Below are 21,722 nucleotides of genomic sequence, written 5' to 3'. Positions count from 1 at the left end.
AGTTTAGTGACTAGCATTCAGCCCGACATTATTTTGGGTTGTATGGTTAAGTGACTAAGCGTACACGGTGGATGCCTTGGCAGTCAGAGGCGATGAAGGACGTGCTACCCTGCGAAAAGGGTTGGTGAGCTGGGATGGAGCGCTATAGCCAACCATGTCCGAATGGGGAAACCCACCTAAGATAACTTAGGTATCGTTAAGTGAATCCATAGCTTAACGAGGCGAACCGGGAGAACTGAAACATCTAAGTACCCCGAGGAAAAGAAATCAACCGAGATTCCGTTAGTAGCGGCGAGCGAACGCGGAGCAGCCCAGAGTCTGAATCAGTGGATGCGTTAGTGGAACGGATTGGAAAGTCCGGCGATACAGGGTGATAGCCCCGTACACGAAGACGCATTGCTGTGAGCTCGATGAGTAGGACGGGACACGTGGTATCCTGTTTGAAGATGGGGGGACCATCCTCCAAGGCTAAATACTCCTGACTGACCGATAGCGAACCAGTACCGTGAGGGAAAGGCGAAAAGAACCCCTGTGAGGGGAGTGAAATAGAACCTGAAACCGTGTACGTACAAGCAGTGGGAGCACCTTCGTGGTGTGACTGCGTACCTTTTGTATAATGGGTCAGCGACTTACATTTTGTAGCGAGGTTAACCGAATAGGGGAGCCGTAGGGAAACCGAGTCTTAATAGGGCGAATTAGTTGCAAGGTGTAGACCCGAAACCCGGTGATCTAGCCATGGGCAGGTTGAAGGTTGGGTAACACTAACTGGAGGACCGAACCGACTAATGTTGAAAAATTAGCGGATGACTTGTGGCTGGGGGTGAAAGGCCAATCAAACCGGGAGATAGCTGGTTCTCCCCGAAAGCTATTTAGGTAGCGCCTCGGACGAACACCTACGGGGGTAGAGCACTGTTAAGGCTAGGGGGTCATCCCGACTTACCAACCCTTTGCAAACTCCGAATACCGTAGAGTGCTATCCGGGAGACACACGGCGGGTGCTAACGTCCGTCGTGAAGAGGGAAACAACCCAGACCGCCAGCTAAGGTCCCAAAGTCATGGTTAAGTGGGAAACGATGTGGGAAGGCTTAGACAGCTAGGATGTTGGCTTAGAAGCAGCCATCATTTAAAGAAAGCGTAATAGCTCACTAGTCGAGTCGGCCTGCGCGGAAGATGTAACGGGGCTAAACCATGCACCGAAGCTGCGGCAATGACATTTAGGTGTTATTGGGTAGGGGAGCGTTCTGTAAGCGGTTGAAGGTGTGCTGTGAGGCATGCTGGACGTATCAGAAGTGCGAATGCTGACATAAGTAACGATAAAGCGGGTGAAAAGCCCGCTCGCCGGAAGACCAAGGGTTCCTGTTCAACGTTAATCGGAGCAGGGTGAGTCGACCCCTAAGGCGAGGCTGAAAAGCGTAGTCGATGGGAAACGGGTTAATATTCCCGTACTTGTGGTAACTGCGAAGGGGGGACGGAGAAAGTTAGGCTATCCGGGCGACGGTTGTCCCGGTTTAAGCGTGAAGGTGGAGAGACTAGGCAAATCCGGTCTTTCATTAACACTGAGGCGTGATGACGAAGCACTACGGTGCTGAAGTAGCTGATACTACGCTTCCAGGAAAAGCCTCTAAGCATCAGGTTACCAGAAATCGTACCCCAAACCGACACAGGTGGTCAGGTAGAGAATACTCAGGCGCTTGAGAGAACTCGGGTGAAGGAACTAGGCAAAATGGTGCCGTAACTTCGGGAGAAGGCACGCTGATGGTAGGTGAAGTCCCTTGCGGATGGAGCTGAACTCAGTCGAAGATACCAGCTGGCTGCAACTGTTTATTAAAAACACAGCACTGTGCAAACACGAAAGTGGACGTATACGGTGTGACGCCTGCCCGGTGCCGGAAGGTTAATTGATGGGGTTAGCGAAAGCGAAGCTCTTGATCGAAGCCCCGGTAAACGGCGGCCGTAACTATAACGGTCCTAAGGTAGCGAAATTCCTTGTCGGGTAAGTTCCGACCTGCACGAATGGCGTAATGATGGCCAGGCTGTCTCCACCCGAGACTCAGTGAAATTGAAATCGCTGTGAAGATGCAGTGTACCCGCGGCAAGACGGAAAGACCCCGTGAACCTTTACTATAGCTTGACACTGAACATTGAGCCTTGATGTGTAGGATAGGTGGGAGGCATTGAAACGTGAACGCCAGTTTGCGTGGAGCCGACCTTGAAATACCACCCTTTAATGTTTGATGTTCTAACGTTGTCCCGTAATCCGGGATACGGACAGTGTCTGGTGGGTAGTTTGACTGGGGCGGTCTCCTCCTAAAGAGTAACGGAGGAGCACGAAGGTTAGCTAAGCATGGTCGGACATCATGCGGTTAGTGCAAAGGCAGAAGCTAGCTTAACTGCGAGACGGACAGGTCGAGCAGATACGAAAGTAGGTCTTAGTGATCCGGTGGTTCTGAATGGAAGGGCCATCGCTCAACGGATAAAAGGTACTCCGGGGATAACAGGCTGATACCGCCCAAGAGTTCATATCGACGGCGGTGTTTGGCACCTCGATGTCGGCTCATCACATCCTGGGGCTGAAGTTGGTCCCAAGGGTATGGCTGTTCGCCATTTAAAGTGGTACGCGAGCTGGGTTTAGAACGTCGTGAGACAGTTCGGTCCCTATCTGTCGTGGGCGTTGGATGATTGAGGGGGGCTGCTCCTAGTACGAGAGGACCGGAGTGGACGCATCTCTGGTGTTCCGGTTGTCACGCCAGTGGCATTGCCGGGTAGCTAAATGCGGAAGAGATAAGCGCTGAAAGCATCTAAGCGCGAAACTTGCCCCGAGATGAGTCATCCCTGAGGCTTAAAGCCTCCTAAAGGGTTGTTGGAGACTACGACGTAGATAGGCAGGGTGTGTAAGCGTAGCGATACGTTGAGCTAACCTGTACTAATTGCCCGTGAGGCTTAACCATACAACGCCAAAGTGATGTTGGAAGAATGAAGTCACAGTTACTTGTTCAAAAGAACAATACATCAGTTATTTAGCTTGTTTTTAGATTTTAGCTCTGGCGCGAGACACAACAACATAGTGTGTACGCGATAGAGAAACAGAATTTGCCTGGCGGCGATAGCGCGGTGGTCCCACCTGACTCCATGCCGAACTCAGAAGTGAAACGCCGTAGCGCCGATGGTAGTGTGGGGTCTCCCCATGCGAGAGTAGGGAACTGCCAGGCATTAAATTTAGCAACCTATACTGATTGGGTTGGAAAAAGAATCGGTGGTGCGGTAGTTCAGTTGGTTAGAATACCGGCCTGTCACGCCGGGGGTCGCGGGTTCGAGTCCCGTCCGCACCGCCACTGATTTAGGGGCGTAGTTCAATTGGTAGAGCGTCGGTCTCCAAAACCGAATGTTGGGGGTTCGAGTCCCTCCGCCCCTGCCAGATAAAAAAGCCAGCAGAAATGCTGGCTTTTTTATTATGTATCGAACACCATTCCTGCATTCCTGCATTCCTGCATTCCTGCATTCCTGCATTCCTGCATTCCTGCATTCCTGCATTCCTGCATTCCTGCATTCCTGCATTCCTGCATTCCTGCATTCCTGCATTCCTGCATTCCTGCATTCCTGCATTCCTGCATTCCTGCATTCCTGCATTCCTGCATTCCTGCATTCCTGCATTCCTGCATTCCTGCATTCCTGCATTCCTGCATTCCTGCATTCCTGCATTCCTGCATTCCTGCATTCCTGCATTCCTGCATTCCTGCATAATCCTATGAGTGAATAAGTGATGCGAGTACCTGCTCAAGTGGTGCTGGTTTACTAAAGAGATAACCTTGTAGATAAGTCACATTTCGTTCCGTGAGATATTGCGCTTGTTGTTCTGTTTCGACGCCTTCTGCCACCATGGCCAGAGATAAGCGGTGCCCAAGATCGACGATATTCTCGATGATATGTTCAGATAATGAGCCTTCCCCAATTTGATTCACAAAAGAGCGGTCAATTTTGAGACTGCCAACATGCAGATATTGAAAATAATTCAGTGTCGAGTGGCCGGTACCAAAATCGTCAATGGCTAAGATCACCCCTAATGCCTGTAAAGCATCAAAAAGCGCTGCTGTATCGGCGGTATGCTCGATAGCTTGGCGCTCAGTGAGTTCTAGGACTAATTTGATATCCGTACCTTGGATGGTGTGCAAGAAGACCTGCACATCATCTAGGAGGCTCTGATGCTGGCAATGACGAGCGGTAATATTAAAGCCAATGTGAAACTCTGCCGGTAGCTGTTGTTGATAACGAGAGAGTACGCTGGCGGATTGCTTGAATAACGCGCTGGTCATCGGAATGATCAGATCTGATTCTTCAGCTTGCGGTATAAACAGATCTGGACGGATCAAGCCTTGTTGCGGATGCTTCCAGCGCATGAGGACTTCAATACCGATCACTTGCCGAGTTTTGGCATCAATGATGGTTTGTGCATATGGAATAAATTCGTTATTCAGCAGGGCTCGTTTTAGTTCGGTGGAAAAAGGGTAAGGCTTATTCAACAAATAACCAATGCCGGCGCTGAAGGCGCAAAGAAGGAGGAATAACCCCCAGATATAGGGTTGGTTATTGTGCCAAAAGGCTTGCCAGAATGAGGGATAGTTGAGTGAGGTCTCGATGGCAAACGGGAAGGCAGAAGATAGATATGTGCGGTGATTGATCCCATGCGCGAATGGGTTTTGAGTACTGAACTTCCCGTCTTTCGATAGCCAATGATCATCAATGCGAAGCGCTATCAATAGCTCCGGACTTTCCTGCTGTTGCAGGATACTCTGAAAATAGATGCTGCCGATACTGCTGAGGACGGCGATATTTCCTTTCGTGTTGCGCACAACGATCAGAGGATAGTTTGATTTGACCAAGGTGCCTGGAAGTAGCAGCAGTTTGCCATTATGGTAGCGCGTATATTCATCTTGAACGTGTACCGCGCCATATAGAGATGAGCAGTAAATTGCACCGTGTTGCGCTAGATTGACTGAGCGAACATAAGGTACGGTGGCAACTTGTTTGCGTAACGCTAGTACAATGTTATCGCATTGGGCCAAATCATGCGGCTTAGCCAAAATGGTCTGATTAGCTTGTTCAGCATAGCTTAATAGACCATTGACGGCTTCGGTAGTTTTTTTAGCGGTGTACTCTGCATCGTGGTTGATCTGTCGAATGTAGTCGCTGTACATCAGCCATAGCAGTAAGGAAAATGGGATGAGGATAATCGCAATACATAGCGTGAGTTTATGGCTCAGGCGATTGAGCATGTAACGGCTCCTTAGCCATACAGATGGTGCATTTAATCAAAAACAGCGGTCCGTAAGATATTTTTAGGCTACGCCTGTTTGCCTGATTTTGGTAAGTTTTCGCCGAAATATTGTGATCTTAATAAAGGAAGATAATCTCTAGGCGCGCGGCCTGTGCATTGCTCTGTGGCTGTTGGAGCACTAGAGAGGGCTGGATATTGGTGTTAAGCAGAGGAATAGATGCAAAAAGGGCGATAACTCAATGAGTTATCGCCCTTCCAATCGATTGGTGGAGCTGGCGGGAGTTGAACCCGCGTCCGAAATTACTACGCCGTCGGTACTACATGCTTAGTCTAGTCTTTACATTCGCCGACCAGCTGCGGACAGACACGCCACTGATAGACTATCCCGATTAGATTTAACGCTTCCGCCCCGGGCAAGGCTTCCACGCGATCTCGTTTTGGTTTGACCTCTCTTGATCCCCGTCCTACGAGCGGAGGCTAGGGAGAGAGGGCTCTATGCAGGTTATTAAGCTGCTAGTGCGTAGTTTTCGTCGTTTGCGACTATTTTTTGCGGTTTGTTAACGAGGCCTACCGCACCTCGGCATGCACCTTGGGTTTCGCCAATCCCGTCGAATCCAAAATCAGCCCCAAGTTGTGATTCTGAGTATACCAGAATCTTTTAGTGATGCGTCAACTTATCGCATTAAATAATGCTAAAAAAGTGCTGGATTAGCGCCCTGCGTGCTTCATGATCCGCTCTTTGGCCACTTGCCATTCGCGATCTTTGATATCCGCACGTTTATCATGCAGTTTTTTACCTTTGGCCAGACCGATTTTGACCTTCACCCATGGCCCTTTCCAGTACAGGCTCAGTGGCATCAAGGTATAACCATCGCGGTTGACGCTGCCATACAGAACATCCAGCTCGCGCTGCTTGAGCAGCAATTTGCGGGTGCGGGTTGGATCGCACACGACATGGCTGGACGCGACAGACAGCGGGTTGATGGTCGAGCCAAATAAAAAGGCCTCGCCGTCTTTTAGCAATACGTAGCTTTCACTGATGTTGGCTTTGCCCGCACGCAGTGATTTGACTTCCCAGCCTTGCAGTGACAGGCCGGCTTCCATGTCATTTTCGATAAAATATTCGTGGCGGGCTCGTTTGTTTAACGCAATGGTCGACGACCCCGCTTTTTTATTGGCATTTTTCTTTGTCATAAGACCACCTTAACTCAGGCCGAGCCTGATGCTTTGAATATGGTTGCTATTCTACCGTCTTTTACCGGTGATGAACCATCTCTGACTTTGGGAGTGTGAAATTGAATGCTATGATCGGGGCGTTTTTTGTGTTGTGAGGTATTGCTATGCCCCAGATCAGTCGTTCGGCGCTGGTTCCGTTCAGTGCTGAGCAGATGTATACACTGGTCAATGATGTGAGTGCGTATCCAGCGTTTTTGCCCGGGTGTGTTGGCAGCCGGATTTTGTCGCAGGCGTCAGATGAGATGACCGCGGCAGTGGATGTGTCGAAGGCCGGGATCAGCAAGACCTTTGTGACGAAAAATACGTTACAGCAAAATCAGAAAATTCAGATGAATCTGGTCGATGGTCCGTTTCGTAAGCTCAGCGGTGGTTGGCATTTTACTGCGCTCAGTGAGGATGCGTGTAAAGTGGAGCTGCATCTGGACTTCGAATTTACCAGTGTGCTGGTAGAAGCGGCATTTGGCCGGATCTTTAAAGAGCTGGCCGGTAATATGGTTAATGCATTTACCTCGCGCGCGAAGGAGGTGTACGGTGGCTGAGATTCATGTGGAAGTCGCGTATGCCTTGCCGAATGTACAACGCGTATTAAGTTTGTCGGTGCCGGATACGGCCACGGTGGAAGAGATTATTCTGCGCTCGGGGATATTACAGATGTGCCCGGATATCGATTTGCGGGTCAATCGTGTTGGTGTGTACAGCCGGATGGTTAAGCTTTCCGATCGTGTACATGACGGTGATCGAATCGAGATTTATCGTCCTTTACTGGCCGATCCGAAAGAGATGCGTCGTCTGCGTGCCGAGCGGGCGAAGAAAAACGCCTAGTTTGTTTTCTCATCGTGATGCGCTGCATGGCTGTCGATAAACACGTGACTGTTGGTAAAACAATAGTCGACAAACAATAAAAGCCAGATAAAAGATAAAGAAAAACCGGTCTTAGTAAGTCAGCAATGACTCGGACCGGTTTTTTTCTATTTTCTTTTCTGACGTGGTTTTTCTCGCCAGCGTGGTAATCAAGAGTTCGCGGCTGCTAATTAGCTATTGTGCTCGAGGTTAGCGGGCAGTTGGTCTTGATTTTTAATCTGACTCAGCAGTCCTTGGCTGTCGAAGCTCAAAACCAGTGTTTGCTGGGTTGGTGCATCGTGGCCTTTTTGCTGGCGGAACACGTAGTACCACGTATCGCTGCCAAATGGATCATTGAGCAGTGGCGTACCGAGCAGATACAGCACCTGATCTTTGTTCATTCCCTGTCGCAGCTGTGCGACATCCTTTTGCTCCAGGTAGTTACCCTGGTCCACATCAATGCGGTACACCACTTTTTCGACCGTGGAGCAACCTGCGGTGAGCATGGTCAGCAGACATGCAGTAATCAGTGTTTTACAGCGCATAGCGAGTCAGTATTCCTGTAAACGAGTTACCCGTGATAATAATCAACCCGGACGCTAAAGTAAAAACAGATATGTGATCTGTGCGACCGGATCACGCTGCCAGCAGTTCACGCGCATTGGCGAGGGTATTCTCTGTGATTTGGCTGCCGCCAAGCAAGCGGGCCAGTTCATTCAAGCGCGCTTCGTTACTAAGTAAAGTCATCCGCGTTTCAGTCATCTGGCCATCGGTGAACTTGCTGACAAAATAGTGATTATGGCCACAACCGGCGACCTGCGGCAGGTGGGTGACACACAACACTTGGGTGGACTCGCCGAGCTGACGCAGCAGCTTGCCGACAATCGCGGCGGTTGGGCCGCTGATCCCCACATCCACTTCATCGAAAATCAGGCTAGGAGTATCGACTTTACGTGCGGTGATCACCTGAATTGCCAGTGAAATCCGTGACAGTTCGCCCCCCGATGCTACTTTGCCCAGTGCTTGTGCCGGTTGGCCGGGGTTGGTGGTGACGGTAAATTCAATGTGATCAAAGCCAAGCGGCGTCAGACGCTGCTCGCTGGCGTTGAGTTCAATAAAGAAATTGCCATTTTCCATCGACAGCTCGCGCATGCTACGGGTGATGAGGCTCGCCAACTCACCGGCATAGCGTTGACGGCTCTGGCTGAGTTTCTCGGCGCTGTGTAGCATCGCTTCGCGGTAGGCTTGTTCACGCAGCTCGAGCTGCTCGCTATCGAGATCTTGTTCGCGCAAAGTATCGAGCTCATCGCGGATGCTTTGATGCAGCTCCGGCAGCTCATCGGGTTGAATATGATGCTTACGTGCCAGCTGCACCGCTTTGGCTAAGCGCTGCTCCAGATATTGCAGACGCTGCGGGTCTAGATCGAGGCGGTCTAAATAGTGGCGCAGTTCATCGCTGACTTCTTGCAGTTGGATGGTTGCTTCTTCCAGCATGTGTACCAGCGGTTGCAGCTGCGGATCCAACTCGGCAGACTGACTGACGCGCTGCTCGGCTAAACGCATCAGACTCAAAATGCTGTTTTCATCCGCTTCGTACAAAATCTGTAAGGATTCACCGCTCAGTTGCAGCAGCTCACCGCTGTTGGACAGCCGCTTATACTCCTCATCAATTTGCTGAAACTCACCGATTTGCAGTGCGAACTCATCCAGCTCTTTGACTTGATATTGCAGCAGTTGCAGACGAGCTTCGCGCTCGCTGCGGTTTTGCTCGAAGGCTTTGAGGGCATTTTTTTGTTCGCGCCAGGTTTGATAAGCCTGACGCATTTCATCCAGCAGCCCTTGGTGACCAGCATAGGCATCCAGTAATTGCAGCTGATAATCGGGCTTGAGCAGACGCTGGTGGGCATGCTGACCGTGAATATGAATCAGGTGTTGGCCTAAGTCGCGCAGCTGTGAGGCGGGCACTGGCGTGCCGTTAATAAAGGCTTTCGAGCGCCCATCAGCGCTGATCACGCGGCGCAGGATACAGTCATCGCCTTCATCCAGTTGGTTATCTTCCAACCAGCGGCGGGCGGCTGGGTTGCCTTGCAATAAAAAGCTGGCCGATACTTCAGCGCGCTTGGCATCTGCGCGCACCATTGCCGCTTCTGCACGCTCTCCGAGACATAATCCTAACGCATCAATGGCGATGGATTTACCGGCACCGGTTTCGCCGGTAATGGTGGTCATTCCGGCATGGAAATCCATCGCCAGTTCACGCACGATAGCAAAATTATTGACGGTTAATTGAGCCAGCATCGGAGAGCCTCTGTGCAAATATCCATTACTGTATACAAAGACAGTATATACTGGTTTTGTATACAGTAAAGATCTGCACGGCAAGATTCCCGCTGGTTACTCGGACTCTAAGAGGCGAGGTCAGGGTTGTGACGATTTAAAACAGCTTTTTCGACCACCCTAGCTTGCTGCTAAGAATATTGAAGTAGTTGTACTCTTTAGGGTGAATGAGGCGCAGGCGGTGCGGGCTTTTGCGGATCACCACTTCATCGCCTTGCTGGATAGGCAGGGCAATTTGGCTGTCGCAGCTGATTTCCAGCGTGCTAGTGGTGCCTTGGGAAAAGCGCAATCGAATGTGGCTGTTGCTGTCGATCACCAACGGGCGCGCGGACAGGGTATGCGGGAACATCGGCACCAAGGTGATGGCATCCAGATTCGGGGTCAGGATGGGGCCGCCAGCGGACAGTGAGTAGGCGGTGGAGCCGGTTGGGGTCGAGATAATCAGGCCATCGGAGCGTTGGGAAAACGCAAAGCGGTTATCGATGTAAACCTCAAACTCTATCATGTGCGCGACTTTACCGGGGTGCAGCACTGCTTCGTTGATGGCGCTGCTGGCGCGTTTAGGGCGATCGCCACTGAACACTTCCGCTTCCAGTAAAAAGCGGTCTTCGGTGAGGTAATCACCGGCCAGCACTTCGCTTAACTGAGTTTGTGCATTTTCTGGGTCGAGATCGGTTAAAAAGCCCAAGTTACCGCGGTTGACACCAATCATCGCCACACCGTAGCGCGCTAATACCCGTGCGGCACCCAACATATTGCCATCCCCCCCAATAACCACCGCGAGGTCAGCCTGCTGGCCAATTTCGGTCAAGCTGGCGGTGTTCGCATCGGTGATTTGCAGGGCATGAGCGACTTGGCGCTCTAACAGAACATGGTAGCCTTGAGCCGTCAGCCAGCGATATAGGGTCTCATGAGTTGCTAGTCCAGCTTGATGGCGAGGACGACCAACCAGAGCTATACATGTAAATCCTGAATTCATTTTTGTGCCTTTTCGCTGTAACTGAGATCTCGGCCGGATAATCCGGCGGCCGTTGGCCGGGATTTTACCCTTGAATCACCGCTTTTCGTCCCCATAATAAGCTAACTAAGGTTGAGAATGCCAAATCGCGGAGAAATTCATGAGCCAACAAGAGATTAATCCACAAACTGAACAGACTGAAGCCGAGCAAGCTGCGATGTCTGCTGAAGAAACTGAGCTGGAAGTGAGTGCTGATCCGCGCGATGCCCGTATCGCTGAGCTGGAAAAAGAGCTGGATGCAGCCAAAAGCAATGAGCGTGATAGTGTTTTGCGCGCGCGCGCTGAAGTTGACAACATCCGTCGTCGTGCTGAGCAAGATGTCGAGAAGGCGCACAAGTTTGCGCTGGAGAAGTTTGCTAACGAGCTGCTGCCGGTCATCGATAGCTTGGAGCGCGCCGTTGAGCTGGCTGACAAGCAAAACACCGATCTGCACGCCATGATTGAAGGCGTTGAGCTGACCTTGAAATCACTGTACAGCGCGATGAACAAGTTCGGTGTTGAGCCTGTTGACCAAGTTGGCTGCCCATTCAACCCTGATGTGCATCAGGCGATGAGCATGGTGGAATCTGCCGAACATCCAGCCAATCACATCGTGATGGTGCTGCAAAAAGGCTATACCCTGAACGGTCGTCTGATCCGTCCAGCGATGGTGATGGTATCCAAGGGTAACAGCGTCGATACTCAGGCTTAATGGCCGTTACTGACTCACGTTAGCGCGTGAGTCAGTGTCTAAGTCTGCGGAATATCGCTGATCTTCGTTGCAGACTGTGAATAAAAAAAGAGCACCGCGAGGGTGCTCTTTTTTATGGATAACGTGTAGAGGCGCTAATTACGCGGTTTGCAGCTGCGCCGCTGGCTGAGTTTTTTTCAGCTCACCTACAGGCAGTACGGTACGGCCATAGGTTTCGTTCAGCACTTGAGCCATCGCAAAGTAGATTGCGCTGAAGCCACAGATGATGCCTTCGAAGCCAGCAATGGTACCGATCAGTTCACTACCGGTCAGGTCACGCGCCGCCAGCAGGAAGAACAGCACGGTCAGGCTGGCAAAGACGAATTGCTTTGCGCGGCAGTATTTCAGGCTACCGAAGAACATGAACAGGGTGAAGATGCCCCACATGCCCAGGTACAGACCCATGAACGCGTGTTCAGTTGGTGCGGTCAGACCCATCGCTGGCAGCAGCCACAGGAATACCAGCGTCAGCCAGAACAGACCGTAAGAGGTAAATGCGGTTGTTCCGAAGGTATCCCCTTTCTTAAAGCACATAATCCCGACGATAACCTGCGCTAAGCCGCCGTAGAAAATACCCATGGTCATGATCATGGCGCTGACAGGGAAGAAACCGGCGTTGTGAATGTTCAGCAGCACGGTGGTCATACCGAAACCCATCAGACCGAGAGGAGCCGGATTGGCCAGATTGCAGTTGGACACGAAGTTCTCCTTTGATTGGTTTACACCAATACCCAAAAAAAGACGGTATACCGTCGGAAAATAAAAATTAGGGGAAAATGTAAGAAAATTTTAATGCGCTTAACTGCGCGCGCGAATGATACGTTTATTGTTGAAATAATCAATACACGGTTGAAAAAATACCCGGTCGTCCAGTTTCACTGCGGGGGGCAAAAAAAATTAAAAAAATTTCGCTTCTCCCCCTTGAGGTTCAAAAATGCGACCCCACTTATTAATCAACCGCAAGAGCGACGGGTGAGCCTAAGAGTACACAGACAAGAATGTGGACTGGCTTAGCCCGGATTAAACAGAATTTAAGTTAAAGTTTTGGAGATGCACTATGGGCAAGATTATCGGTATTGACCTGGGTACTACCAACTCCTGTGTTGCCATCATGGATGGTGACAAGCCACGTGTTATTGAGAACAGCGAAGGTGATCGCACCACGCCTTCCATCATCGCTTACACTCAAGACGGTGAAATCCTGGTAGGTCAACCGGCAAAACGTCAGGCAGTAACTAACCCGCAAAACACACTGTTTGCTATCAAGCGTCTGATCGGTCGTCGTTTCACTGACGAAGAAGTTCAGCGCGACGAAAGCATCATGCCATTCAAAATTGTTCAAGCGGACAATGGCGATGCGTGGGTAGAAGCGAAAGGCCAGAAAATGGCGCCACCACAAGTGTCTGCTGAAGTTCTGAAGAAAATGAAGAAAACAGCAGAAGACTTCCTGGGTGAGCCAGTCACTGAAGCTGTTATCACCGTACCTGCTTACTTTAACGATGCGCAGCGTCAGGCAACCAAAGATGCCGGCCGTATCGCAGGTCTGGAAGTAAAACGTATCATCAACGAACCAACTGCTGCGGCACTGGCTTACGGTCTGGACAAAGAAGGTGGTGATCACACCATCGCTGTGTACGACTTAGGTGGTGGTACTTTCGATATCTCCATTATCGAAATCAACGAGATGGATGGCGACAAGACTTTCGAAGTACTGGCAACCAACGGTGATACTCACTTAGGTGGTGAAGACTTCGATAACCGTCTGATCAACTATCTGGTAGACGAATTCAAGAAAGAGCAGGGTATCGACCTGCGTAACGATCCACTGGCGATGCAGCGTCTGAAAGAAGCAGCAGAAAAAGCCAAGATCGAGCTGTCTTCTGCACAGCAGACCGACGTGAACCTGCCGTACATCACTGCAGATGCCACCGGTCCTAAGCACATGAACATCAAAGTGACCCGTGCCAAACTGGAATCACTGGTTGAAGATCTGGTTCAGCGTTCTCTGGAGCCACTGAAAGTTGCGCTGCAGGATGCCGGCCTGTCTGTTTCTGAGATCGATGATGTGATCTTGGTGGGTGGTCAGACTCGTATGCCAATGGTTCAGAAGAAAGTTGCTGAATTCTTTGGTAAAGAGCCACGTAAAGACGTGAACCCAGACGAAGCAGTAGCTATCGGTGCGGCGGTTCAAGGTGGTGTTCTGGCCGGTGATGTGAAAGACGTACTGCTGCTGGACGTAACACCTCTGTCTCTGGGTATCGAAACCATGGGCAGCGTGATGACCAAGCTGATCGAGAAGAACACCACTATCCCGACCAAGCACAGCCAAGTGTTCTCTACTGCTGAGGACAACCAAACTGCAGTAACCATCCATGTTCTGCAGGGTGAGCGTAAGCGTGCCGGTGATAACAAGTCTCTGGGTCAGTTCAACTTAGAAGGTATCCAGCCAGGACCACGTGGTACAGCGCAGATCGAAGTCACCTTCGATATCGATGCCGACGGTATCCTGCACGTGTCTGCTAAAGACAAGAACACCGGTCGTGAGCAGAAGATCACCATCAAGGCATCTTCTGGTCTGAGCGATGAAGAAATCCAACAAATGGTACGTGATGCTGAAGCTAACGCGGATGCTGACCGTAAGTTTGAAGAGCTGGTACAGACCCGTAACCAAGCGGATCACCTGATCCACGGTACCCGTAAGCAAATCACCGAGCTGGGTGACAAGCTGCCAGCAGATGAAAAGACCAAGATCGAAGAAGCGCTGACTGCGCTGGAAAAAGCGGCGAAAGGCGAAGATAAAGCCGACATCGAAGCGAAAATTCAAGCTCTGGTTGAAGCATCTGCCAAGCTGATGGAACTGGGCCAGCAAGAAGCGCAAGCACAAGCTCAGGCTCAATCCGGCGCGGATACCGGCTCAGCAAAACAAGACGATGACGTTGTTGACGCTGAGTTCGAAGAAGTTAAAGACAAAAAATAATTCCTTGATAAAGGGATTGTGAGAACATGGTACGGGCGTTGGATGCAGATCCTGCGCCCGTACATTCATGTAGGGGCAGGTGAAAGAGATTATGGCGAAGCGCGATTATTACGAGATTCTGGGAGTTTCCCGCGAGGCGGATGAACGGGAAATTAAAAAGGCGTACAAGCGTCTGGCAATGAAATATCACCCGGACCGCAATCAGGGCGACAAAGAATCCGAAGACCGCTTCAAGGAAATTAAAGAAGCGTATGAGATCTTAACGGATGCTCAAAAGAAAGCGGCATATGACCAGTATGGTCACGCGGCGTTCGAGCAAGGTGGCATGGGCGGCGCAGGCGGTTTTGGCGGCGGTGCAGATTTCAGCGATATTTTCGGTGATGTTTTTGGTGACATTTTCGGTGGCGGCCGCCGTTCGCAACGTGCCAGCCGTGGTGCGGATCTGCGTTACACCATGGAACTGACTCTGGAAGAAGCGGTTCGAGGTGTAACCAAAGAGATCAAGGTACCGACCATGGTAGCTTGTGATGTTTGCGATGGTAGCGGTGCTAAGGCCGGTACTAAGGCTACCACGTGCCCGACCTGTCACGGTGCCGGCCAAGTCCAGATGCGCCAAGGCTTCTTCGCGGTGCAGCAGACCTGTCCAACCTGTCATGGTCGTGGCCAGATCATCCAAGATCCGTGCAACAAGTGCCACGGTGAAGGCCGTGTGCAGAAGACCAAGACACTGTCGGTTAAGATCCCGGCAGGGGTGGACACTGGCGATCGCATTCGTCTGTCCGGTGAAGGCGAAGCCGGTGAGTTTGGCGCGCCAGCTGGCGACTTGTATGTACAGGTACACGTTAAAGATCACCCAATCTTCAAACGTGAAGACAACAACCTGTACTGTGAAGTACCGATTAGCTTCACCATGGCAGCATTGGGCGGCGAAGTTGAAGTGCCAACCTTGGATGGTCGGGTTAACCTGAAGATCCCAGCCGAAACCCAGACTGGCCGTATGTTCCGTATGCGTGGTAAGGGCGTGAAATCTGTCCGTGGTGGCGCAGTGGGCGATCTGATGTGCCGCGTGGTAGTGGAAACGCCAGTGAAACTGAGCGAGCGCCAAAAAGAGCTGCTCAAAGAGCTGGAAGAGAGCTTCACCGGTGATGCTCGCAGCAAGCATAGCCCGAAAGAAAAAAGCTTCCTTGATGGCGTGAAGAAATTCTTCGACGATCTGACTCGCTAAGCGCAGTTCTATCATCTCACGGTGTCATATCGTGGTGCCGAGAGGTGAGAACGAGTTAAGACGCTAGTGCGTGAAGTTTTAGACGATTAGAGAAGATAGCTGACTGAAAACCCCGTCCGCCTTGGCGTGACGGGGTTTTTTATGCGCGTTATTTTATGCGTGTTAGTTGGGCGATGGCTGTTTTTTTGTTTGCTTTGCCGATGCTTAAGACGCAGGTTTTTCCTTTCTTTTTTCCTTATCTCTGCTCCTGTTAACGCGCGTGTTCATTACCGGCACATTAAAAGGTGCGCAGCAAGAGCAGACTGCCGGCGAGTACCGAAAGCAGTACCGGTGCGCCGGTCAAAAATCCCAATCGGCGATTACCGATAAACACAGTCATGGCCATCTTGACCACGCTATTGACGGCAGCAGCAATAAAAATCCCTTGTACCGCAATGGTCAGCGCACCGTGCCGGCTTTGCTGCGCGAGGGCCAACGTGATGGCATCCACATCGGTTAAACCTGATATCGCAGCCAGCAGCAAGGTGCCCGCTTGACCAAACCACAGTCCTAACGCTTTGGACAGGACAATAATCAGCAGCAGCAATAAGCCGAAAAACAGTGCCGCCGAGAGCGACAGCGGGTTTTGACTGCTGGCTGGTTGCTGATATTGCTGGTGGCGGTGACACCACCAGATAACGCAGGCCGGCAGATAAAAGCCAAGCATCATTAGCAGCATCGCCGGCCACAGCTCACGGAATAGCGCTGGATTGAGCACAAAGCAGACGAGCAGAACGCGCGGAAACATGGTGCCGCAACTGAGCAAAATTCCGCTGGCTAGCAGTGGGCTCAGTTCAGGCTCTTGGCGCGACAGGTGGGAAAATTGCAGCGTCAGTGCCGTAGAGGAGCTAAACCCCGCACAGACCGAGGTAAAGAGAATACCCTTTTGCGGACCGCCGATTTTGATGGCGAAGTGACTGATAAATGAGATCCCCGCAATTAGCACCACCATCCACCAAATCTGGTACGGGTTAATGGCCTGCCAAGGGCCAAAACCTTCATTGGGCAGCAGCGGGAGCATCACCACCGAGATCAGCAGCAGGCGCAGAGCTGCATCTAATTCGTACTCTTGTAATTTTTGCAGTGCATTGTGCAGCTCTTGCTTGTTATCCAAAATCAGCGTGGTCAGTACGGCCGCCGGCGCGGCCAACAGCGGATAGCCGGCGGTGGCCAGCGCACCAAGCAGGCAAGTGAGTAGCATGCCGACTGAGTCGGTAATGCTGAGATTCATGTGCTGCTGTTGGCGATAGTGGTAGGCCAGTGCAATGATTGCTGCCAGCGCCAGCAGTACAAAACCTAAGACGAGCGGGCTGAAGGCGCGCGACAGTAAGCCGCTGATCCCGCCGGTTAGCCCGATCAGTGAGTAGGTGCGGATCCCCGCAATGCGTCGCCCAGTTTCTTCATTGCGTAGTGTCCAACCGCGCTGTAGACCGATGACCGCGCCCAGACACAGTGCGATCAGTAGTGTCCAGAACGGGGCTAATTGCAGGTTCTGCTCCATGATGTCGACTCCCTGCGTAGGCTTATTCTTTCAGCATACTCCGCACGACTGCAGTGGACAAATTATCATCAATCCTCTGCGCTAGTACTACGCTTGCAGTTCGCTGAGCTGGGCGGTAATGTGCGCAGCAGTAAATCTCACCTCAATGGTTAGCTTAGGAAAACCTGACGGAGTTTGTTATGCAGCAGGGATGTCTTCCTTCAGTCCACAAAATACTCAAACGCAGCGTGTTGGTATCGTTATTGGCCTGCGGGCTAGCCGGTTGTGCTTCATCGCCGACTGGTCGTTCGCAAGTGTTGATGTACTCACCGGCGCAGATGGCGGAGTTAGGCGAACAGTCGTTTAGTCAGCTAAAACAGCAGCAACCGGTGGTGAAAGATGCACGAACTCGCCGCTATGTGCAGTGTGTCGCCGATGCGGTGACTTCGGCCTTGCCGGCTTATACCGGCGATCCGGCAGTTAGTGCTCAGCAGTGGGAAGTGGTGGTGTTTGATAGCCCAGAGGTTAATGCGTTTGCTCTGCCGGGCGGAAAAATTGGCGTTTACAGCGGCTTGCTGAAGGTGGCTGAAAATCAAGATCAGCTGGCGACCGTGATTGGCCATGAAGTATCGCATGTGCTGGCGCAGCACAGTAATGAGCGGTTATCGCGCTCACAGCTGGCGGCCCTCGGAATGAACATCGCCGGCTCGGTATTAGGTGAGCAGGCATACGGGCAAGAGGCTATGGCGGCGCTTGGCTTAGGGGTTCAGGTCGGTGTGCTGTTGCCGTATGGCCGAGCGCAAGAAAGTGAAGCCGATGACTTAGGCTTAACCTTGATGGCACAGGCCGGTTTTGACCCGCGTCAGGCCGTGATTTTGTGGCAGCGCATGGCGGCGCAAGAAGGCACTGCGCCAGTTGCGCTGCTCTCCACGCACCCGTCGAGTCAGACCCGCATCAGCCAACTACAAGCATGGGAAGCTAGAGCTTTACCGTTGATGCAACAAGCGCATGCAGCAGGGCGGCGTCCGCAGTGTAAGGCGTAAACATCCACATTTATGGCCCTTGGTTGGGAGGAGACTTGGCTACTCCCAGCAATTACTTGGTGTTTTATCACTGTGTTGATTGATAGTGAGGCTTAGGCAAGCGCTATCTTTGAGCTGTGAACCTTTTGCGGTGGCTTTCAGTTGATAGCCATTATCCTGAGCTTCAGTACTAAATGTGTAATAGCTACTGTTGCTAATACCGAGTTCGTTGATGTTATTTGAGTATTTGTGTGGGGTGGAGGTTAACCATTGTTTTTCTTGTTTAAGTTGTGCTTGCAGTAGTTGTGTTATGGCCTCTGAGCGTCGTGATTTCAGGATATGATTTTGATAAGACGGAATCGCGATTGCAGAAATTATGGCAATAACTGCAACAGTAATCATAAGCTCAATAAGTGTGAAACCGTTTTTCATGCTATTTCCCTAATAATTGGAATCCATCTCTAAGTAAAATGTGTGATTGCTCGTTTTATTTAAGCTGTAGGCGATAATAGTAGCGAATAATAAGGAGAGAGTCATGCAGAAAGGGCTGACACTAATTGAATTGATGGTTGCAATGGCCGTGGTGACAGTATTGTTATCTGTTGCTTTACCATCATATAGGCAGCTGCGTGATGATCGTCAGTTAGAACAAGTAGCAAATAATGTTTATGCATACTTACTTCAGGTTCAAAATATCGCATTTCGCGAAGGACGTAAAAATTATATTTATATCGGATATGTTAATGATAGCTTATGCCTGACATCATCTAAAGCTATGATTGATATCAATGATGGTCAGATTAAAAAATTGTGTAAGTCTAGTGATTATCCTTATCGATTGATGTTGATGTCAGGAGGGAATGTTGCGTTGAGGCAATATCAGCCTCTGTCTGGTTTTAAAAAATACATGGAAATTAATGGTGGTCGGAGAACAGTGGTTAATCAAGTTAATCTTGTTTTGGAAAACGACAAAACATTGTTTGATTTCTCAGTTAATGGTTATGGCGGAATTAACTTTGAGAGACGCTCAAAATGACTCGAGGCTTTACGCTAATAGAATTGATGGTTTCTATACTTATTGGTTCTTTAATTATTCTTGCTAGTGGTGCCGTACTGTCATCGGTAGTTTCGTTTCAAACGACAGTACAAGAGAACAATAAAGTAGATACAGCAATTAATGAAATCCTTGAGCTGATGGAGCGAGATATTAAGCGTGCCGGATTTTTTATGCCAGGGAAAGTGTCTTTAGCCGACAGTAACGTAACACATATCACATCCCTTCTACCTGTATCTCAAAGCTCTCTGACGGCAGAATCAGTAGCATTAACGGGGAAAACAGAATTTCATCGTTTTTTGACCTTTACTGATTTAGGTACTAATCAGGCTTGTGTGCTCCTTACCTATGACCTAAATCAAGATGGGTGTATTGGAAAGGCTAATAACGGAACACCTTGTGTCACTACTGATGCGACAACAGGAAAAATATTAAATAACACTAAAAACGTAACGGATGAGATATTCGGTTATCGCTGGATCAAGGGGCGTGATGGTGATGGCTATATTGCTACTCGAGAAACTGGTGTAACGCGAACGGCTATTGATACATGTGAGAAGCCAACAGGAAGCGGAGATGGATGTGCCGCATGGTTGTTCGCTGATAAAAACAATGGCTTTTGCAGTTCGGCTAACAACTGGACATCTGTGACGAAAAAAAATATTGCTATCGATGCCTTTTCGGTTAAAGAGATTACGAATTATACCGAGCATTTTATAGGCAATGGTAAAGGAGCATTGTATTTCCCGGCATTTAAAATTGAAATTACTGGAAGAATAAAAGATAGCGTCAGAGTTGTCACTCTCACTCGAATAGTGACATTGGAGAATCCTGCACAATGATGAAATTAACCAGTACGCCTGAAAAAGGGTTTGCAACATTGACAGTAACATTAATGTTGATGGCGGTGGTCGCTGTGTCGATTTTGGGATATGGTGCGATGGTCAACTCGATGGTGCAGACCAATCAGGATCGGATTCGATATTTAGAAAATAAAAATATTTCTCAATCTGGTATAGCGTGTGCAGTTAGTTGGATAAAAAATAACAATATTTCTAATACATCAGATGTAATCGTTGACTGCGGTAACCTAGTAAAAATAAAACCAATTAATAAATTAGGCAGCGTATTCCATTCTATTGAATCGTATAGCTATAACCAAGAGTCTGATAAAGACCATATAGGTACTGTTTTTGCGTCACAAGCCGTGATTGTTTCGAAAGGATATTCTACAGCACCTGATGCTGGATTGATTGCGGGAGGAGATGTTGATTTTACGGTTAATGGTTCATCTAATGCATCATCCGATATGACAGCATATACACCTCCCCATACTGCAGCGCCATTTCCGCCTTCTGGAGTGATATCCTCTGGTCAAGCCAAAGTCTGTAAACCTCCGTTGACGAGTGAGCAGGTAAGATTATGTGCTCAATATAATTTAGCCAATAAAGAAAGTGTGACTTTTAATGGTGGTTCACCATCATCGCATTATCTATCTGGGCTAAATAAGAATGTATTTGACATTCAAGTTTCTTCTTGTGAACAATTGCCTATTGATCTAAATAATAAATCTATCTGGATAGATCTAGGAGCAGGAGCAAGTAGTTGTGCTTTTAAAACATCAAGCATGAATAATGTGTTATTGGTGATCAGTAAATCGAAAGGTAATGAGTCAGTTACCTTGACTACTGCGCCTGCTGGCGTAGCTATGACGGTTGATGGCTTGATGGCATTTATTGATTCAAGGCCAAAACCAGTAAGCGAGCAGTTATCGTTGAAATTTGATTTTAGAGGGTCATTAGTTATTAGAGGTTCTTTTATTTCTGACGCAAAAGTATCCAATGGTGATGGTGCTTTCACCCTTTATTATGATTACCACAAGCTTCTAGATGTGGAGAAAAAAATTGATATCGGTGCAATGGCAATGAAAGGAACCTGGTATGACTTTTATCAATAAAAAAGGATTTAGTCTGATAGAGGTTCTCATCGCTGTATTGGTGTTGGGTGTATCAACCAGTGCTTTGATTGGCTACCAAATAAAACAGTCAACAACGTTGGAGTTTTCCAACATGACGTTGATTGCTACGGAGGCTGCAAATAATGTATTAGATGAAGTGCAGAGTAAATCGAAGGAAATCAGAAAAAAAGATGCTAAATGTGCACCTAGTAATCAATGTATCAGCGGTAGTTCACTTCCTACATTGTTCAGTGTAAACGGGTACAGTTTTTCACAACACTGTTCCTTATCTTGTCCGAATACGGCGCTAGATGTTTTTAAATATACCGTTAACATCAATTTTGCGTATAAAGATGAAGCAGGAAAAGTCAGCCTTTCACGCAGTCTAGCTACGGGCCAACATTATGTGCCTTAGTGCTACGGCTGCCATGAATGAATGTGATGTTGTGCACACTTAACATGCTTGATGAGTAGCTGAGATTGGAGAGCAGAGTATTATCTGTACACGTATTGCAGTTTTATTCGGCTAATTCAT

Annotated in this window: 19 protein-coding genes, 2 tRNA genes, 2 rRNA genes and 1 other RNA gene; 14 read left to right on the top strand and 10 right to left on the bottom strand. The window is 49.5% G+C overall.

Translation table 11 applies throughout. The annotated features are described in order from the left end of the window. Window positions 1-44: 44 nt before the first annotated feature. The 4 genes from NCTC9997_RS12000 (at window position 45) to NCTC9997_RS11985 (ending at window position 3,415) form a co-directional block, all read left to right on the top strand. Window positions 45-2,948, top strand: a 23S ribosomal RNA gene (locus NCTC9997_RS12000). Between the two features lie 145 nt (window positions 2,949-3,093). Continuing rightward, a 5S ribosomal RNA gene (rrf, locus tag NCTC9997_RS11995) occupies window positions 3,094-3,209 on the top strand. A gap of 46 nt (window positions 3,210-3,255) precedes the next feature. Beyond that, window positions 3,256-3,332 (top strand) — tRNA-Asp (locus NCTC9997_RS11990). A gap of 7 nt (window positions 3,333-3,339) precedes the next feature. After that, window positions 3,340-3,415, top strand: a tRNA-Trp gene (locus NCTC9997_RS11985). A 34-nt stretch (window positions 3,416-3,449) separates the two neighbouring features. On the opposite strand, the gene NCTC9997_RS11980 is transcribed toward NCTC9997_RS11985, so the two are convergent. From NCTC9997_RS11980 to smpB, 4 genes are all read right to left on the bottom strand, one after another. After that, entirely contained in the window at window positions 3,450-3,731 is a 282-nt protein-coding gene (locus NCTC9997_RS11980; protein WP_156669267.1) for a hypothetical protein, read from the bottom strand. Between the two features lie 12 nt (window positions 3,732-3,743). Beyond that, window positions 3,744-5,270 carry an EAL domain-containing protein gene (locus NCTC9997_RS11975; RefSeq protein WP_064978144.1) on the bottom strand — a complete coding sequence of 509 codons (1,527 nt, stop codon included), beginning with the start codon at window positions 5,268-5,270 and terminating at the stop codon, window positions 3,744-3,746. A 266-nt stretch (window positions 5,271-5,536) separates the two neighbouring features. Next, window positions 5,537-5,900, bottom strand: a transfer-messenger RNA (tmRNA) gene (ssrA, locus tag NCTC9997_RS11970). Between the two features lie 80 nt (window positions 5,901-5,980). Continuing rightward, entirely contained in the window at window positions 5,981-6,466 is a 486-nt protein-coding gene (smpB, locus tag NCTC9997_RS11965) for an SsrA-binding protein SmpB (RefSeq protein WP_010864458.1), read from the bottom strand. Between the two features lie 146 nt (window positions 6,467-6,612). Between smpB and NCTC9997_RS11960 the strand changes: the two genes are divergently transcribed. Next, complete coding sequence (locus tag NCTC9997_RS11960) at window positions 6,613-7,047, top strand: type II toxin-antitoxin system RatA family toxin (protein WP_010864457.1); 435 nt, start codon at window positions 6,613-6,615, stop codon at window positions 7,045-7,047. Further along, window positions 7,040-7,330, top strand: coding sequence for an RnfH family protein (locus tag NCTC9997_RS11955; protein WP_010864456.1), 291 nt, complete (start codon window positions 7,040-7,042; stop codon window positions 7,328-7,330). Before NCTC9997_RS11960 ends, NCTC9997_RS11955 begins: the two co-directional genes overlap by 8 nt. Window positions 7,331-7,539: 209 nt before the next feature. Here the strand turns inward: NCTC9997_RS11955 and bamE are convergent, their stop codons facing one another. The 3 genes from bamE to nadK all read right to left on the bottom strand — a co-directional run bounded on the left by bamE (window position 7,540) and on the right by nadK (window position 10,664). Further along, entirely contained in the window at window positions 7,540-7,893 is a 354-nt protein-coding gene (gene bamE, locus NCTC9997_RS11950; protein ID WP_010864455.1) for an outer membrane protein assembly factor BamE, read from the bottom strand. 91 nt (window positions 7,894-7,984) lie between these two features. Further along, a complete protein-coding gene (gene recN, locus NCTC9997_RS11945) occupies window positions 7,985-9,646 on the bottom strand; it encodes a DNA repair protein RecN (protein ID WP_064978143.1) in 1,662 nt (553 codons plus the stop codon). 136 nt (window positions 9,647-9,782) lie between these two features. Then, window positions 9,783-10,664: an NAD(+) kinase gene (gene nadK / locus NCTC9997_RS11940; RefSeq protein WP_010864453.1), complete on the bottom strand. Its 882-nt coding sequence runs from the start codon at window positions 10,662-10,664 to the stop codon at window positions 9,783-9,785. 139 nt (window positions 10,665-10,803) lie between these two features. On the opposite strand from nadK, the gene grpE reads away from it, so the two are divergent. Next, window positions 10,804-11,394: a nucleotide exchange factor GrpE gene (gene grpE, locus NCTC9997_RS11935; protein ID WP_010864452.1), complete on the top strand. Its 591-nt coding sequence runs from the start codon at window positions 10,804-10,806 to the stop codon at window positions 11,392-11,394. A 138-nt stretch (window positions 11,395-11,532) separates the two neighbouring features. On the opposite strand, the gene NCTC9997_RS11930 is transcribed toward grpE, so the two are convergent. Continuing rightward, window positions 11,533-12,132 (bottom strand): acetate uptake transporter, encoded by a 600-nt coding sequence (locus NCTC9997_RS11930; protein WP_197665205.1) that lies wholly within the window; start codon window positions 12,130-12,132, stop codon window positions 11,533-11,535. A gap of 358 nt (window positions 12,133-12,490) precedes the next feature. Between NCTC9997_RS11930 and dnaK the strand changes: the two genes are divergently transcribed. Beyond that, window positions 12,491-14,410, top strand: coding sequence for a molecular chaperone DnaK (gene dnaK / locus NCTC9997_RS11925; RefSeq protein WP_010864450.1), 1,920 nt, complete (start codon window positions 12,491-12,493; stop codon window positions 14,408-14,410). Window positions 14,411-14,501: 91 nt separating this feature from the next. Next, window positions 14,502-15,635: a molecular chaperone DnaJ gene (gene dnaJ / locus NCTC9997_RS11920; RefSeq protein ID WP_010864449.1), complete on the top strand. Its 1,134-nt coding sequence runs from the start codon at window positions 14,502-14,504 to the stop codon at window positions 15,633-15,635. A gap of 277 nt (window positions 15,636-15,912) precedes the next feature. On the opposite strand, the gene NCTC9997_RS11915 is transcribed toward dnaJ, so the two are convergent. Continuing rightward, window positions 15,913-17,175: an MgtC/SapB family protein gene (locus NCTC9997_RS11915; protein ID WP_010864448.1), complete on the bottom strand. Its 1,263-nt coding sequence runs from the start codon at window positions 17,173-17,175 to the stop codon at window positions 15,913-15,915. Between the two features lie 179 nt (window positions 17,176-17,354). Here NCTC9997_RS11915 and NCTC9997_RS11910 point away from each other — a divergent pair, with 179 nt between their 5' ends. Beyond that, complete coding sequence (locus tag NCTC9997_RS11910; protein ID WP_064978142.1) at window positions 17,355-18,197, top strand: M48 family metallopeptidase; 843 nt, start codon at window positions 17,355-17,357, stop codon at window positions 18,195-18,197. Between the two features lie 39 nt (window positions 18,198-18,236). Here NCTC9997_RS11910 and NCTC9997_RS11905 read toward each other — a convergent pair whose 3' ends face one another. Then, complete coding sequence (locus NCTC9997_RS11905; protein WP_064978141.1) at window positions 18,237-18,608, bottom strand: type IV pilin protein; 372 nt, start codon at window positions 18,606-18,608, stop codon at window positions 18,237-18,239. Between the two features lie 103 nt (window positions 18,609-18,711). Between NCTC9997_RS11905 and NCTC9997_RS11900 the strand changes: the two genes are divergently transcribed. Genes NCTC9997_RS11900 through NCTC9997_RS11885 form a run of 4 tightly spaced genes read left to right on the top strand, consistent with a single transcriptional unit; the run spans window position 18,712 to window position 21,602 of the window. Then, a complete protein-coding gene (locus NCTC9997_RS11900) occupies window positions 18,712-19,212 on the top strand; it encodes a pilus assembly FimT family protein (RefSeq protein ID WP_064978140.1) in 501 nt (166 codons plus the stop codon). After that, window positions 19,209-20,072, top strand: coding sequence for a PulJ/GspJ family protein (locus tag NCTC9997_RS11895; protein WP_064978139.1), 864 nt, complete (start codon window positions 19,209-19,211; stop codon window positions 20,070-20,072). Before NCTC9997_RS11900 ends, NCTC9997_RS11895 begins: the two co-directional genes overlap by 4 nt. Beyond that, window positions 20,069-21,187, top strand: a complete 1,119-nt coding sequence (locus tag NCTC9997_RS11890) for a hypothetical protein (RefSeq protein ID WP_152136444.1) — start codon at window positions 20,069-20,071, stop codon at window positions 21,185-21,187. The genes NCTC9997_RS11895 and NCTC9997_RS11890 overlap by 4 nt, the downstream gene beginning before the upstream one ends. After that, window positions 21,171-21,602, top strand: a complete 432-nt coding sequence (locus NCTC9997_RS11885; RefSeq protein ID WP_064978137.1) for a type IV pilus modification PilV family protein — start codon at window positions 21,171-21,173, stop codon at window positions 21,600-21,602. Before NCTC9997_RS11890 ends, NCTC9997_RS11885 begins: the two co-directional genes overlap by 17 nt. Window positions 21,603-21,722 lie beyond the last annotated feature (120 nt).

The organism is Plesiomonas shigelloides (genome assembly GCF_900087055.1).
Lineage (GTDB): Bacteria > Pseudomonadota > Gammaproteobacteria > Enterobacterales > CAMTGL01 > Plesiomonas > Plesiomonas shigelloides.
The sequence above is the reverse complement of the archived record's forward strand: the minus strand, read 5'-3'. Positions and strand labels throughout refer to the sequence as shown.

What these genes read in the sequence shown, in the direction of transcription:
- NCTC9997_RS11980 (WP_156669267.1), bottom strand. Translation starts at nt 3,731, where the DNA reads ATGCAGGAATGCAGGAATGCAGGAATGCAGGAATGCAGGAATGCAGGA.
- NCTC9997_RS11975 (WP_064978144.1), bottom strand. Translation starts at nt 5,270, where the DNA reads ATGCTCAATCGCCTGAGCCATAAACTCACGCTATGTATTGCGATTATC.
- smpB (WP_010864458.1), bottom strand. Translation starts at nt 6,466, where the DNA reads ATGACAAAGAAAAATGCCAATAAAAAAGCGGGGTCGTCGACCATTGCG.
- NCTC9997_RS11960 (WP_010864457.1), top strand. Translation starts at nt 6,613, where the DNA reads ATGCCCCAGATCAGTCGTTCGGCGCTGGTTCCGTTCAGTGCTGAGCAG.
- bamE (WP_010864455.1), bottom strand. Translation starts at nt 7,893, where the DNA reads ATGCGCTGTAAAACACTGATTACTGCATGTCTGCTGACCATGCTCACC.
- recN (WP_064978143.1), bottom strand. Translation starts at nt 9,646, where the DNA reads ATGCTGGCTCAATTAACCGTCAATAATTTTGCTATCGTGCGTGAACTG.
- nadK (WP_010864453.1), bottom strand. Translation starts at nt 10,664, where the DNA reads ATGAATTCAGGATTTACATGTATAGCTCTGGTTGGTCGTCCTCGCCAT.
- grpE (WP_010864452.1), top strand. Translation starts at nt 10,804, where the DNA reads ATGAGCCAACAAGAGATTAATCCACAAACTGAACAGACTGAAGCCGAG.
- dnaK (WP_010864450.1), top strand. Translation starts at nt 12,491, where the DNA reads ATGGGCAAGATTATCGGTATTGACCTGGGTACTACCAACTCCTGTGTT.
- dnaJ (WP_010864449.1), top strand. Translation starts at nt 14,502, where the DNA reads ATGGCGAAGCGCGATTATTACGAGATTCTGGGAGTTTCCCGCGAGGCG.
- NCTC9997_RS11915 (WP_010864448.1), bottom strand. Translation starts at nt 17,175, where the DNA reads ATGGAGCAGAACCTGCAATTAGCCCCGTTCTGGACACTACTGATCGCA.
- NCTC9997_RS11910 (WP_064978142.1), top strand. Translation starts at nt 17,355, where the DNA reads ATGCAGCAGGGATGTCTTCCTTCAGTCCACAAAATACTCAAACGCAGC.
- NCTC9997_RS11905 (WP_064978141.1), bottom strand. Translation starts at nt 18,608, where the DNA reads ATGAAAAACGGTTTCACACTTATTGAGCTTATGATTACTGTTGCAGTT.
- NCTC9997_RS11900 (WP_064978140.1), top strand. Translation starts at nt 18,712, where the DNA reads ATGCAGAAAGGGCTGACACTAATTGAATTGATGGTTGCAATGGCCGTG.
- NCTC9997_RS11895 (WP_064978139.1), top strand. Translation starts at nt 19,209, where the DNA reads ATGACTCGAGGCTTTACGCTAATAGAATTGATGGTTTCTATACTTATT.
- NCTC9997_RS11890 (WP_152136444.1), top strand. Translation starts at nt 20,069, where the DNA reads ATGATGAAATTAACCAGTACGCCTGAAAAAGGGTTTGCAACATTGACA.
- NCTC9997_RS11885 (WP_064978137.1), top strand. Translation starts at nt 21,171, where the DNA reads ATGACTTTTATCAATAAAAAAGGATTTAGTCTGATAGAGGTTCTCATC.